The sequence below is a fragment of the Atlanticothrix silvestris CENA357 genome (assembly GCF_016056295.1).
GTDB classification, from domain to species: domain Bacteria; phylum Cyanobacteriota; class Cyanobacteriia; order Cyanobacteriales; family Nostocaceae; genus Atlanticothrix; species Atlanticothrix silvestris.
Genome location: NZ_JAECZB010000007.1, coordinates 48,793 through 63,332, shown reverse-complemented (window position 1 = coordinate 63,332; position 14,540 = coordinate 48,793). Strand labels below are relative to the sequence as shown.

Genomic DNA, 14,540 nt, shown 5'->3' with positions numbered 1-14,540 from the left:
TTAAAACCGACTCATTTACTTTCCTCGTGATTAAGAGTTATTCGAGGAAATTAGAAGTAAGCCATTGCTTATTTAACAAGCACTGATGTTGTAAAGTGACTTCCACTTTGACAGATAATTAGGAGTGACTTTCAAGTGGGTTGGCAATATATTTGAATGTTGGCTCAGAGTTCCAAGGGCCACGCTCATCTTTACCATTACCGTTTGTAGATAGGTTGTAGTAAAGATCTACAGTTTCATCAGGCTGAATATTGCCAAACAAAGGATCAGTCAATTTATCCAGTGAGTCGAGAGCCTTCATAAACATCTGGGTATGAGAAATTTCTCTGGTTAACAAATGCACTAAAGTCTCTTTAGTTTTTTGGTCGGTTGCTAGCTTAATTAGTGATTCGTAAGTCTGACGAGCGCCAGCTTCAGCTGCAATGTTAGCTCTCAAATCACGCACTACATCCCCGCCTTCATTTAGGTAAGTTGCCGTCCAAGCACTACCTTGACTGTCTAAAAAATGAGGGCCCATACCTCGTACAGCAAATAGAGTGCTTTTATAAGCCTCTGTTTGATCTACATTCTTAGTATGACCTTCAATGAGCTTACCAACCATCTCTAAGTGGCCAAACTCCTCAATGGCGATATCTTGGAGCATGTCTTTAATGCCAGGATTTTCGACATGAAAAGATTGTACCCAATATTGGAGAGCTGCTGATAGTTCTCCGGTTGCTCCCCCAAATTGCTCAAGTAACAATTGAGCAAAACGAGGATCGGCATCACCCACATTTACAACATGAATTGGCTCTTTTTTATGGAAAAACATACAATCTCACTTCAATTATTTTCAACACAATAACGGGTTATGGGATGAACTCAACTTTGCAATTTCCCATCTAATTAACCCAATTTATATGCAGCACTACTAAGATACTTTTGATAGTATTAGTGGCCTATTTTATAAATTTGGCTTTCAATGAAATGAATGAAAGCCTTTGCAGCTTACCTTATCTATAAACCTTGCTTAAGACCTACAAAATAAGTGCAAGACAATACCTAGTAGATGCGTTCCCTACAAGATAACTACTAGATATTACTTTAAACTAGGCGTTACTGCTTCTAGACAATAAGCCCCAAAGAAAGATGGCAACCATTGCACCAATAACTGCCACAACTAGACCGCCAATGCTTAAACTTGCAGCTGTTAGTTGCAGCGTGCCCGTTTGCAGTAGCGTAAATAAGCTACCACCAAGGAAAGCACCGATAATACCCAAGATCATTGTGGATAGAATGCCACCGCCTTGTCTACCTGGATAGATAGCTTTACCGATCGCACCAGCCAAAAGTCCCAAAATTATCCAAGCAATAATATTCATAACAAATTCCTCAAAAATTTATTTTGCTTTCATCTGTATATAGATTACCAATCCTACTTTGCAATTCTTTCTACCAGATGAGAGAGATATTAAAACCAAAAGGCAGAGAAATTATGCAAGTTAATCTAAATTCAAAATTAGGCGTATTTTTAATCTAAAAATTAATATTTTTGGAATACAAAATCTGTATTTAATGTCTTTGTATTTTGTCTCTGTTAAGAGATTAATCTTGATTTTATTTGGTTTTATATATCTAGCAAAATAAATCCTAATTGTGAGCAGCGGTAATTAGTCATGCATAATGGCTGTGCCACTATCAATATTATTCTATTAAGTATTTTTAACTTGAAGTCAGGTTACGAGAAAAAGTTAAAGGATAAGGGTTAAAGGTTTTTATTTCCCCTTTCTCCCTTAACCGAAAAGTATTGGTCTTTTCCCTGTTATAGTTGCCAACCTTTGCTTAAATTGCACGGGAAAATTGTTTATCTCGGACTTGATTATGTGTGTCAAATACGACAGCAATATTTCTTACTAGTAGCCTACCGATATCTGTAATCTGGATATGGTTACTTGAGACACTGACGAGTCCATCGGCTGCTAATGGCTTCAGTACTTCTATCTCCTGAGCGAAGTAATCATCAAAATTAATATGATATTTCTCTTCTATATCTTGCTTACGCAGATGAAAGTGAGACATGATACATAAGATAACATCACGTCGGATCATGTCATCTTGTGTCAAGTTAATGCCTTTACTAATAGGTAAAGTAGATCCTGCGATCGCTTGGTAATAATCTTTTAACTGCTTGTGATTTTGGAAATAAGCTTCATTTAACATACTAATGGATGAAACACCAAACCCCAAAAGTTCTGTACCTGCGTGGGTGGTGTAGCCCTGAAAGTTGCGCTGGAGGGTGCGATCACGTTGGGCGATCGCTAGTTCATCGTTAGGTTTGGCAAAATGATCCATACCAATGAATACGTACTGACTATTTGTCAATTCCTCAATAGTCATTTTGAGAATTTCTAACTTTTCTTGTGGTTGCGGCAATGCTTCTTGAGGAATATTTTTTTGTGCTGGCTTCAACCACGGTACATAAGCAAAGTTAAAAACAACTATGCGGTCAGGATCTAATTGAATTGTCTTTTTCACTGTCTCCTGAAATGTCTGGAAATTTTGATATGGTAAACCATAAATTAAATCTACATTTACACTTTCAAACTTAGCTGCTTTGATCCAATCCATGACATCAAACAGCATTTCTTCTGGTTGTACGCGATTCACAGCTACTTGTACTTCGCGGTTAAAATCCTGGATACCAAAACTAATACGGTTAAACCCAATTTCTCTCAGAAAGAAAATATAGTTTTTATCGACATAACGAGGATTAATCTCAATTGAAATTTCTGCTTGTGGATCAATACTGAAGTATCGATTAATGTTCTTCCATAAAAATTCTACTTGGTCATGATCCAAGTAATTAGGTGTACCACCACCCCAATGGATTTGCAGTACTTTTCTATCTGAATCAATCAAGGCTGCCATGTTCTTGATTTCTTGAACCAAGAACTCTACATAAGGTTGAGCAATACTCTTGTTGTTAGAAATTACTGTATTACAGCCACAGAAGTAGCAGGCACTCTGACAAAAGGGGATATGGAAATATAAAGATAGAGGAGATTTTCTTTGATTCGAGGCGGCGATCGCGGCTTGAAAATCAGTGACGCTAAACCCTTCTTTTAACTCTGTAGCCGGTGGGTAACTGGTGTATCTGGGTGCAGGAGTATCATATTTTTTGATCATATTTAGATCAAATTTGACACTAGGTAGTAGAAAAACCATCAAAACCTCTTAGTAGTTAGTTGTATAGGTAATAGCAAGAAAAATACTTTCATCTTTGTGCTTTTGTGATTAAAAAATCATTTTTGAACCACTAAGGCATTAACAAAAATAGGGTTACTGCTGTTTATTTTAAAGATCAGCAGCAATCCATGATGTGTTGATTTCAACCAAACAGGCTAATTTGTAGAAAATTAATTTGCTGTAGCGATTTCGATAAATTGCCTAAAAACTTGGCGAAACAGTCCCTATCCACAACTCCTTTAAGAAAACATTTCATGAATCCCACATTTTCTGCCGCTGTGTGAGCTTGTTGTGTGCCAGAGCGCAGTTTGACAGCTAAATCGCTACTCATTTTTGCTTCCTTCATGTTCAAGCGCAAGGTTTCAAGGCAGCCACCGACTCAATATGGCTGATAATCCACAGTCCAGAGTTAAAGGATTGTTATTCTAGGTTTAGAAAGGATCTGCATCATTCTATCCAGCAAGTAACACTGCCTATACAGATCCCAATCATTTTTGTTTTTCTCTCACAAAATTATTTAACTACCAATATCTGCATCACTATAAAGCTATTAATATTTCTTTATATTGTTTAGGTAGGGATTAAAGGCTGCAAACCTAGATTATTAGGTTATTTATTCTTATTTCCTTTTCGATAATTTAACTGATGTATTTAGTAAGCAATTCATGCTTTTATAGACATAAAGCGATGTAATTGAGTTCATGATTAAGTCTCTCGAAACCCCAGAGCCGCAATTGCTAAAGCCAGGTATTAAAGCACCTGTTCAGGAAACCCTGTTAACACCACGGTTTTATACCACTGATTTTGAAGCAGTGGCGAATTTAGATATTTCTGCAAATGAGACTGAGTTGCGGGCAATTGTTGAAGAACTACGTGCCGATTATAATCGGCATCATTTCGTGCGCGATGAAGAGTTTAAGCAATCTTGGGATCACATTACTGGTGAAAAGCGGCGTGCTTTTATTGACTTTTTAGAACGTTCTTGTACCTCGGAATTTTCTGGGTTTCTTTTGTTTAAAGAATTATCTCGCCGACTAAAAGATAAAAATCCTCTCTTAGCAGATGCCTTCAATTTCATGGCACGGGATGAAGCACGCCATGCGGGATTTTTGAATAAATCAATGGCAGATTTGAATCTCTCCCTAGACTTAAGTTATTTAACGAAACATCGCACATATACATTTTTCCCCCCAGAGTGGATTATTTACACAGTCTACTTATCGGAGAAAATTGGTTATTGGCGTTATATATTAGTGCATCGTCATATACAGGCAAATCCGGAATACCAATTTTACCCACTATTTCGCAAATTTGAGAGTTGGTGTCAGGATGAGAATCGACACGGAGATTTTTTCAAAGCGCTGCTGCGATCGCAACCCCAATTATGGAACAATTGGACAGCGCGTTTGTGGATACGTTTCTTTCTATTGGCTGTATTTGCTACACATACAATCACGGTATTTGAACGAGTAACATTCTATGAATCCATTGGTATACATCCACGTAAATACAATAATAAGGTAATTCAGGAGACCAATAACACTTCCGCACGAGCGTTTCCCTTGATCTTAAACACAAATCACCCGGAATTTTTCTGGCGGTTAGAGCAGTGTTCCGAAAATAATCTGAAACTAGCAGCAATTAGTAATAGCAAACGCTCAAAGATCACAAAATTCCTCCAAAAAATTCCTCCGTCTTTGGCAATCGTTTGGCACATGTTAAGGCTGTACCTGATCAAACCCATTGATACTGAATCTATACGAGAGACAGTTCGTTAATTGTTCAGTTTATTTACATATTTAATTGTATTAATTGTTGACAATTAACACAATTAAACATGTATTACGGTAAGCTACACTGACTAAGCTTGCAGGATTATTTTTGCTTTTTGAGGGCATAACCTAATCTCCAATTACTAGGTTGTTGTAACTGTTCTTTTTTGCCTTGGGCAATTAACCAAACAGCAATTCGTGTATTAAATTGTCCCTTAATTAGGTGATAACCTGGTTGAGCATAAATTCCCTCAATAAAGTTATCACCATCATTCATCAGTTGTCCGCAGTAAGTTTTTTCCCCAGGTATTGTTAAGGTGACAAAATGATCGCTACGATACCCATCGGGAATCATAAATATACCGTAGACGCGATGTCGACCAAACCAAGGCTGAATCACTACTTTTTCAGGAGTAGAGTAGTATTTTCCACTGGTAGAGGAAATAAAGCCCCATGAACGGCAACGAGTAACTGGCGCTTGTTCTGAGATATAAGAAAAGCCCAGAATGCCAACTAAGCTCAGTACAAATAAGATGTAAAATAGTTGTTTTCTCACTTGTTAGAATCCTAGACTAATTCTTTCAAGTTATATTTTAGCGATTTACCCATCAAGAGAGTGCAACTTTGGCAAGTCGTGGAAGGTAAGAATGAGTTTAATATAGTAGAGAACAAGCTCTAAAGTCTCTTATTGTCTAGATTTTGTAATTCGTTTATGTACTAATCTAAGTAGCAATCGCTATATCATGTTCGGTAAATTACTTAAGATTAAGCTTCAATTTCAATCCTCTAATCAAAACCAAGTAAGCACATTTAATTTTGTATTTAAAATTACAGATTATTTTACTGAAGTATTTATAAATCAATAATTTGGTCATACAGCAGTTTTTATGTATTTAGACCCCATATTTCTTTATTTGCGCCTACTCTGCGAGTTCCGTCTTGGCGTATAATCCTTTGCGTCAAATCAAAAAGATGTGGTTTATTTACCTACAAACTGCTGCTTGAATATAGCCTTTTACTTAAGAGTGAAAATTAGTATTGTGTCGCACCAAATTCATAAACTCCTTACGAGTCCGCGCATCTTCCGCAAACACACCGCGCATGGCACTAGTGACAGTCCAAGAACCAGGTTTTTGCACGCCTCGCATCACCATACACATGTGGGTTGCTTCTATTACCACAGCAACACCTTGAGGTTTGAGTAAACCTTGTAACGCATCAGCAATTTGTAAAGTGAGACGTTCTTGCACTTGCAAACGCCGGGTATACATTTCACAAATACGGGCTATTTTAGATAATCCTATTACCTTACCATCAGGAATATAGGCAATATGAGCGCGGCCAATAATTGGCAAAATATGATGTTCGCAGGAGCTAAAAATATCAATATCCCGGACTAACACCATTTCATTAGCATCTTCTGTAAAAACTGCCCCATTTAGTAGTTCATCTAAAGATTCATGATATCCCTTGGTAAGAAACTGCAAAGCTTTGACAACTCGCTTGGGAGTATCTTTTAATCCTTCTCTCTCAGGATTTTCTCCTAATCCAATTAATAAAGTACGCACAGCCTGCAACATCTCTGTTTCAGTAACAGTTGGTAACTGCTGAGTAGATAAAGATGAAACCACTTGAGCAGCAGAATTTACATCGGGACGAATCGATAGAGTCATTATTTTTTATTTCATTGATTGGTATAGATTAATAAATTAGTTAATAGTCTAAGAGTTAGAAATGACTATTAACTAAATTAGACAATCACTTAACACTTTGTAATCATACCAAACATTCATTAAGTTGTGAGTAAATTTGACTAATATCTAACTTTTTACCAATAAAAACTGCTTGGTTTTTAGGTGGAGTCTGCCATTCATCAGCATGTAAGCTATAGCGAGGGCCACTCAGTTGAAAAATATGGCGCAGTTCACTATCACTAAACCACAAAATGCCCTTAGCCCGAAATACATCCTGTGGCATTTCTTCGATTAGAAATTTTTCAAATTTCTGAACATCAAATGGTCTATCAGTTTGGAAAGAAATCGAAACAAATCCATCATTCTCCAAATGATGTGAGTGATGTTCGTGATGATGGTCATGGTTATGATGGTGGTGTTCATGCTCGTGAGTATCTTTAGCATCATTGGCAATATACTCATCTGTTGGAGTTAAACCCACATCTAAAATTAATGGTAACGCCACTTCTCCATGTTTAGTGTGCAGAATTTTCGCACCATTTTTCATATCATGAATGAAATTTTCTACATTTTCTAGTTTTTCTGAAGTAACTAGGTCTGTTTTATTCAGAAGAATAATATCTCCATAAGTGATCTGTTTTAAAGCAGCTTCGCTCTCAAAATGAGCTTCATTAAATGTTTCAGAGTCTACTACAGTTATAATCGAATCAAGGTTTGTTAAATCCCTTAATTCTGTCCCCAAGAAAGTCAATATAATTGGCAAAGGGTCAGCAACACCAGTTGTTTCAATGACTAGATAATCAATACGGTCTTCTCGTTCTAAAACTCGATAAACTGCATCAACCAAATTATCATTGATAGTACAACAAATACAACCATTAGTAAGTTCGACCATATCTTGGTCTACAGAAATTAGTAATTGGCTGTCTATGTTAATGTCACCAAACTCATTTACAAGTACGGCAACTTTTAAATCTTGTTTATTTTTGAGGATTTGATTTAAAAGTGTAGTTTTACCACTGCCTAAAAATCCTGTAATAATGGTAACAGGCATTCCTTTTTTAGGAATATCAAAACTTGGGTTTGAAGTTAACGCCGTGAGTTGAGTCATAATCAATTCAAACTTTCCTAAGTTTCAAATTTTTAGTAGTCGTTAGTAATTGCTAGCAGTAAGTTTTTAAAAGTCATACTAACTAATAATTATTTCTATCGGGTGGAGATGTAATCCGCAGCAGAATACCTTTTTGTAAAACTTCTGGTCGTTCTTGTCGCACTACAATGCCATGATGACTGGCATAATATTATTCAGAAAATTGCAGTATGGCATTAGTACTTTCTAGTAGTAATCAATCACCAAACATTAGACTGAATTTTATTGAGTAGTTAAAGACAATGAAAATCATTATCATTATAACGCAAAAAAAGTTTGATAGTGCAACCTGGATGAAAAAAAGATAGAAGTTTTTACTTTAAGTACATTATTTAGATGATTGCAATGCAAGTCACTATAGAACTGACGTATGAAAACGAAAAATCAAGGGTTTGAGTATTTTTGGTTAGCCTGCTTGTACTCTGCTAAACGTGTAGGAAAGAGCTACACTTGGCTTGACAATCGCTGGGACGATTTTTTCACAAGCCATTCTCGCGCCCGATAAATTCCGTGCTGTTGGCCCGACAAGCATTGCAGCCAAGCCACCCATGATAAATAATTCACAACCAGGCCAACGCAGACAAGTATCTAAAACTGGTAAACCTTTAACAATTTTGATGGGGTAAGTAGCTAAAATATCTTTTAGCAAAGGTTCCGTGGTGACATCGAATTTAGTGCCAGTCGAAAGCCAAATGTAGTCACACTCATGCTGACTATCATCACTACATTCCACGCGCCAATTTTCATTTAACCATTCGGCTTTGACTACTTGACAATTTTCGTCAATTCTGATGTTACCATGACGTATCTGTTGCCGTAATTGGGTAGCGATCGCAGGTGTCATCGAGCCACCATTTCTAGCTTGCTGAATCATCATTACCCGTTGCCCCCAATCAGATTGAGCAAAAAAATCTTTCAGATACTTTGGCCCTAACCAACCCGGTTCAGCGTCAAATAACTTTTCTACTAATTGCCGCCGAATCATCAAATGCACCTTTGCACCACGAGAAATAGCACCCACTGCCAAATGTCCGCTTGTCAAACCGCCGCCCACAATCAATACTCTCTTAGCCATCAACTGTAATTTTCGTAAATCAATAGTTTGTGAGTGGCAAAGTCTATCTTGTGGGTAGGCTGTCTGAATCTGGTTTACCCAATCAGGTATTTGAATTTGAGCGCTACCCGTTGCTAACACTACCCGCCGTGCAATGACTTTTTGCCCATCTTGCAAGCAGAGGCAAAAGCGAGGACGCAAATGATGAGGTAAGGGTTCAATACTCTTAACTGCCAAAGGAATAACTTGCTCTTGCAGCTGCCAAACTCGAATCACATCCTGGCAAAAATCCTCAAATAGTTGTGTCCCTGGTAAGTCATAGGGAGGAAATAACTCATCAAGACGAGATTGGGCAAATTTCCTTAAAGCAAAAGGGTTTGGGTCGGGATGGTGGACGGCAGGGGAGCGTAAACTAGGGATTTCCAAAGCTTTAAATTGGTGTTCCCATTGACTCATCCATCTGCCACTAGGATCAAATACTAAAAATTTCCCCCTAATTCTTTGCCGTTTTTGCAACAGATGGGTAGTCAAGGTTAAAGCATGAGGCCCAGCACCAATAATCGCTAGGTCAATTTTTGCAGGGATAATGGTCATACTAATTCGTAATTCGTAATTCGTAATTAAGGCATAGAGAAAAAGACTTGATAGGGAATACTCTTTTGTCTTTCTCATCCCGTCAGCTAAATCAACATCAAAGCTACTTGTTTGGCAAAGTAAGTCAAAATTAAATCTGCGCCTGCGCGTTTCATGCTAGTTAAGCTTTCCAAAATTACCTGTTTTTCGTCAATCCAACCCATCTGGGCAGCGGCTTTAATCATGGCGTACTCGCCGCTAACGTTGTATGCCGCAACTGGTAAATTTGTAGCTTCTTTTACCCGGTGTATTATGTCTAAGTAAGCTAAAGCAGGTTTGACCATGACGATATCTGCACCTTCGGCAATATCTTGTTCAATCTCTTTTAAAGCTTCTTTGGCGTTAGCTGCATCCATTTGATAAGTCTTTTTATCGCCAAATTTGGGGGCAGAATCCAACGCATCACGAAAGGGGCCATAATAGGCAGAGGCGTATTTTGCAGAGTACGCTAGAATCCCGACGTTAATATAACCTTCTGCATTTAAAGCTTGGCGAATTGCGCCGACTCTACCATCCATCATGTCAGAAGGTGCAACGAAATCTGCACCAGATGCGGCTTGAGACAGTGCCATTTTTACTAACACTTCTACTGTCGGGTCATTTAGGATAGTCCCTTTTTCATCTACTAAACCATCATGACCATGAGTGGTGAAAGGGTCAAGGGCAACATCGGTAATCACAAGAATGTTTGGGAGTGCTTGTTTAATGGCTTTGACGGTTTGCTGTACTAATCCCTCTGGGTTGTAGCTTTCTGTACCTGTGTCGTCTTTTTTATTTTCGGGGATAACGGGGAATAGTGCGATCGCATTAATTCCTAACTCAGAGACTTCTGCTATTTCTTTGAGCAATAAATTTAAAGAATATCGATAACACCCTGGCATAGAGGAGATTTCTACTTTTTGCCCCTCCCCTTCGGTAACAAACATAGGATAAATCAAGTCATCTACGCTCAGAGTCGTTTCCCGCACCATCCGCCGTAGTGTTGTAGTGCGACGTAGACGACGGGGACGTTGGAACGGCTTGTCGGTAGTTGAAGAAGCAGGCAACATAGAACTTAAATTAAAATGATAATCATTATTGTAATGCTTCACAGGGATGTGTGTGAAGTAGCGAGCGATCGCCAACGCCCTCCATCAGTTGGGGAATATTGTCAAACTCTCAGTAATTCCTATATCGGTATCTGCGGATCTTGATGCATAAGGGGACGCAACCCATTTAACCCGGCTGCAATTGATTGCAATTAGTGTTTTAGTTATTTGGTTATTAGGGTTGATTTAGGAACTTTTAAATTAAAACAGCCATAGCCAAACTGGCAAAGTAACCAGCAATAGCATAGCCCCTCCTGCCAAAGCAGTAACTGCTAAGTCCCGATCCAGATTAAAGGTTTCGGCAATTACCAATGTGCCAAATGCAGGAGGCATTGCCATCTGTAATACCATTACCTGGGCAGCGGAACCAGTCACACCAAAAAGTGGTAAAGCAATGCCAATAATTAAGGGAACTAGAAGCATTTTAATTGCCAAAACTGTGCCTACCTGTGGTAATTTGTACCAAGAATTGAGCTTTGAAAGTCGCATTCCAATTAACACTAAAGATAAAGCAACAACACTCCAACCCATTTTTTCTAGAGAGAATTCAACTATATTAGGCATCATCAATTGTCGCAGTACCAAGCCAAAGCCGAAACTCCACAAGGCAGGATTAATTAAGATTGCTTGAGCAATTTGCCTAAAATTGCCAATACTCCCGCCAAAATGAGATGCTAGTGCCACACCCAAGCCGTAAGTTCCAAATAGTGATCCTAGTAAATCGTAGAATAAGGCCCAGCCAAAGTATTCTTTTCCTATCATTGCTAAAGTAATGGGAAAACCCAGATAACCTGTGTTACCCACCATTGCAGCTAAAATCAAACTACCTTGAGTTGGTTTTTGAGGAGTAGTATTTGTGAAATAGACTTGCCCTTTAATTCCTAGCCAAGCCAAAAACGCCCCTAGTAAAATAGCTAAATAAGCGATCGCAGGTGCAATCCAAATCTGCCCCGACAAATCGGCTTGCCGTAAAAAAGCTACGATGCTTATAGGTACTCCCACCCAGAAAAGAAATTGACCTAAACGAGTGGGAACTGCGGTAGGTAGTTTGCGTCCCAAAAGAAATCCTACTAGGACTAATCCCACCAGCTTGACGTATAGTTCTAAGAGATTTGTCAAGATTGCGCCTAAGAATTACAGATGTAAAATGTTACCTGTGATGTTTATTTTTTCCAGTCTACAATTTGTAATGGATATTGAACAAAAGTAGGAGTTGACCTTTGAATAAAGTTGGTTTTTCTGGACAACCGCAAAATTCATCGAGTAGCCCTGGTGACGAGATTCCGGTGGCTTTACGCGATACTCCTGATACAGCATCTAAAATACGATTGCAACCTCTAGTTTTGCTGGTAGGGGGACTAGCAGGGTTTGTTGTGCTGGCTGTAGTTAGTGGTTTTTTGTTTTTCGCCATTGCACCGAAAAAAACAACCGATTCTCCAACTTCGCTAACTCCTTCTGCTACTGTACCAACCTTAAAACCTAGTAATTCTGCCAACCCCCCAGGTAATAAGGACGATGTTATTTTGGGACACTTAGCGTATCCAGAAGCACCTGAGTCAGAACTAGCACCAATTACCGCAGATGGGCGAATTAAAATGCGAAAAACTGCTGCCGAAAAGTTTCGGGCGATGGTGCAAACGGCACGCAGTGCGGGTGTAATTTTAATACCAATTTCTGGCTTTCGCTCCGTGAAAGATCAGGAGCCGTTGTTTTTTGGCATTGGACAAGAGCGAAATCAGACTCCAGCCGAACGAGCTGCTGTCAGCGCTCCTCCTGGTCATAGTGAACATCACACAGGTTACGCTGTCGACATTGGAGATGGAGCAGTACCAGCAACTAATCTGCAAACTAACTTTGACAATACCAAAGCTTATAGATGGCTACAAACAAATGCAGCCCGTTTTGGCTTTGAATTATCGTTTCCCCAAAATAATGCTCAAGGCGTGAGTTATGAGCCTTGGCACTGGCGTTATGTGGGCGATCGCGATAGCTTAGAAATGTTCTATAAAGCTAAAAATTTACAGCCCGCTAAAATACCTCAATCACAGCCTTGATGTATTAAGAAAGTTGGCGGTAAAAAATCAAACTATGTTAAATAATGTAAAAAAATAGATCAGATTGTACTAAGGGCTAAGCCATTTTTTGTAAAGCCCTGCTGGCATAGCTGCACTTACCGCGTAGCATCTTATAGAGAAGAGAGGACTAAAGTCCTCACTACAAAACTATTCATTTTTATTCCCAGTCGAAGCAGGAGCATCTGATGATGACGGCTGAGATTGCTGTTGAGAACGACGCAAACTATTTCGCAACTTGTTTTGACTTGAAGATGGGGCTGGCTCTGTCCTCCGCCGTCGCCGATTTTCAGTTGGTTTTGGTTGGGTTGATGAATTATTAGTCACAGGTTTAGGTCTCACTCGACGTAGAGATTCTCTGACATTTCTCTGTGGAGTACGGGGTTTTGACTCTGTGGGTTTTGCTGTCGCTGCACTAGGTGCAGGTGTAGATTGCCTCTGCCTAACTCTAGGTGGTCTAGGGGTTTCTGGAGGAACATCCATAATAGTTGATGTCGTTGCCCGCCGTCTGCGTCTTGGAGTTTCCTCTGCTGAATTTGTATTTGCAGTTGCTGCTTGTTGTTTTTTCTCTTGTGCTGCCCGTTGTTTTCTCTCTTGTGCTTGTCGTCTTCTTTGTTCTTGGAGTTCACGGTGTCGCCGAGAACCTTCAATAGCATATTCAGTAGAAATTGACACTCCCTGTCTACCACCAGTAGCAGGTTTTAATTTCCAACTGCGTGCTTGCCTGATAGTCTCTTCATCTAAGGCACTGTTGCCACTGGAATTAACAACACGCACATTGGTAACATTACCTTTAGCATCGGTATCAACAGCTACCTCAACTTTACCTTCGATTCCTCGTCGTCTAGCTGATTCTGGATACTTGGTACCGCATTCACGGCAAGCTGCGCGGCCATTCCCTGAACCTGAAGAATTGCCATTACTTGATGGTGTTTCTATTTTAGCCGGGCTTGGTGCTGTAGATATTGTCCCACTGCTTCTTGGCCGTCTATTACTAGTACTTGAATTTACAGCAGTGTTAGAGCCTGTGCTACTACCTTGATTAGACTCAACTGCATTAGTATTATTACTGCTTCCTTCAGTAGCTCTAGAGTTTCTCAATCCATTCAACAACCCTGTCAATTTTTCACTACTTTGGTTGACCGTTGGAGACGACTGCTGGGTACTGGTAGATTCAGATGTTAGTACTTGAGGAGATGTGGCTGCTGGTTGTGGTTGTGTAGTTGATTCTTGATTTTGGACTGGAGGCGCTTTGGCTGCTGGTTGTGGTTGTGTAGTTGGTTCTTGATTTTGAACTGGGGCTGTTTCTAATTTCAGAGGCTGTTTCTGTTCAATGACAGGGGGTTTAAAAGGAGTTGGAGTGATTGCTTGATTTTGGGGTTGAGGTATGATTGCCGTTTCATTTGTATTACTAGTATTTTCAGCAACCTTTGCTGAAGAAGTTTCTGTTTCTTGTTTGATCTCATCTGGTGGCTTTTCTATTTCTAAAGTCGGAGAATCAATTATCGTCACTTCTATTGGTTCATCTTCTACTTCAGGCATTCTTCTCCCAAGATTAAATATACCTAGGGAAAGTACGCCGATATGCAAGGCTAGCGAACCAATCAGACTGTAAATCAGAAAAGACTTAATAGTCTCAGCTTCTTTGGAACGCTGTTCAACAGCTATGCCTGAAAAGGTCATAATTTATTGCAACCTAATCTTAGTAACCTAGACATACTAAAATGCTTAGATAGAAATATCAAGTAATCGATAATCACCTAATTAGGTTCCATAAACCAAAATAAAATCTCTAGAGAGCCTTGATTGGTAATCCTCTCAAGACAAATAATTGAAAAACATTTGCATAATA

Annotated in this window: 12 protein-coding genes and 1 pseudogene; 2 read left to right on the top strand and 11 right to left on the bottom strand. The window is 39.2% G+C overall.

Features of this window, described 5'->3' with window-relative positions:
• Positions 1–118 precede the first annotated feature (118 nt).
• From I8751_RS05415 to I8751_RS05400, 4 genes and pseudogenes are all read right to left on the bottom strand, one after another.
• Positions 119–811, bottom strand: a complete 693-nt coding sequence (locus tag I8751_RS05415; RefSeq protein WP_214438143.1) for a manganese catalase family protein — start codon at positions 809–811, stop codon at positions 119–121.
• 277 nt (positions 812–1,088) lie between these two features.
• Positions 1,089–1,361 (bottom strand): GlsB/YeaQ/YmgE family stress response membrane protein, encoded by a 273-nt coding sequence (locus tag I8751_RS05410; RefSeq protein ID WP_214438142.1) that lies wholly within the window; start codon positions 1,359–1,361, stop codon positions 1,089–1,091.
• Positions 1,362–1,821: 460 nt separating this feature from the next.
• Positions 1,822–3,204 carry an oxygen-independent coproporphyrinogen III oxidase gene (gene hemN / locus I8751_RS05405; RefSeq protein WP_214438141.1) on the bottom strand — a complete coding sequence of 461 codons (1,383 nt, stop codon included), beginning with the start codon at positions 3,202–3,204 and terminating at the stop codon, positions 1,822–1,824.
• Between the two features lie 214 nt (positions 3,205–3,418).
• Positions 3,419–3,556 (bottom strand): annotated as a pseudogene (locus tag I8751_RS05400) (biliverdin-producing heme oxygenase); the annotation flags it as partial.
• A gap of 370 nt (positions 3,557–3,926) precedes the next feature.
• Here I8751_RS05400 and acsF point away from each other — a divergent pair.
• Positions 3,927–5,003: a magnesium-protoporphyrin IX monomethyl ester (oxidative) cyclase gene (acsF, locus tag I8751_RS05395; protein ID WP_214438140.1), complete on the top strand. Its 1,077-nt coding sequence runs from the start codon at positions 3,927–3,929 to the stop codon at positions 5,001–5,003.
• A 97-nt stretch (positions 5,004–5,100) separates the two neighbouring features.
• Here acsF and I8751_RS05390 read toward each other — a convergent pair whose 3' ends face one another.
• From I8751_RS05390 to I8751_RS05365, 6 genes are all read right to left on the bottom strand, one after another.
• Positions 5,101–5,553: a hypothetical protein gene (locus tag I8751_RS05390; protein ID WP_214438139.1), complete on the bottom strand. Its 453-nt coding sequence runs from the start codon at positions 5,551–5,553 to the stop codon at positions 5,101–5,103.
• Positions 5,554–6,016: 463 nt separating this feature from the next.
• Complete coding sequence (folE, locus tag I8751_RS05385; protein ID WP_214438138.1) at positions 6,017–6,670, bottom strand: GTP cyclohydrolase I FolE; 654 nt, start codon at positions 6,668–6,670, stop codon at positions 6,017–6,019.
• Positions 6,671–6,773: 103 nt separating this feature from the next.
• Entirely contained in the window at positions 6,774–7,802 is a 1,029-nt protein-coding gene (locus I8751_RS05380; RefSeq protein WP_214438201.1) for a CobW family GTP-binding protein, read from the bottom strand.
• A gap of 445 nt (positions 7,803–8,247) precedes the next feature.
• Positions 8,248–9,489 carry an FAD-dependent oxidoreductase gene (locus I8751_RS05375; RefSeq protein ID WP_214438200.1) on the bottom strand — a complete coding sequence of 414 codons (1,242 nt, stop codon included), beginning with the start codon at positions 9,487–9,489 and terminating at the stop codon, positions 8,248–8,250.
• Between the two features lie 86 nt (positions 9,490–9,575).
• On the bottom strand, positions 9,576–10,577 hold the full coding sequence (hemB, locus tag I8751_RS05370; protein WP_214438199.1) for a porphobilinogen synthase: 1,002 nt from the start codon (positions 10,575–10,577) through the stop codon (positions 9,576–9,578).
• A 240-nt stretch (positions 10,578–10,817) separates the two neighbouring features.
• A complete protein-coding gene (locus tag I8751_RS05365; RefSeq protein ID WP_214438137.1) occupies positions 10,818–11,735 on the bottom strand; it encodes an AEC family transporter in 918 nt (305 codons plus the stop codon).
• 101 nt (positions 11,736–11,836) lie between these two features.
• On the opposite strand from I8751_RS05365, the gene I8751_RS05360 reads away from it, so the two are divergent.
• A complete protein-coding gene (locus I8751_RS05360; protein WP_214438136.1) occupies positions 11,837–12,670 on the top strand; it encodes a M15 family metallopeptidase in 834 nt (277 codons plus the stop codon).
• Between the two features lie 168 nt (positions 12,671–12,838).
• Here I8751_RS05360 and I8751_RS05355 read toward each other — a convergent pair whose 3' ends face one another.
• Positions 12,839–14,371, bottom strand: coding sequence for an energy transducer TonB (locus I8751_RS05355; protein WP_214438135.1), 1,533 nt, complete (start codon positions 14,369–14,371; stop codon positions 12,839–12,841).
• Between the last annotated feature and the right edge of the window lie 169 nt (positions 14,372–14,540).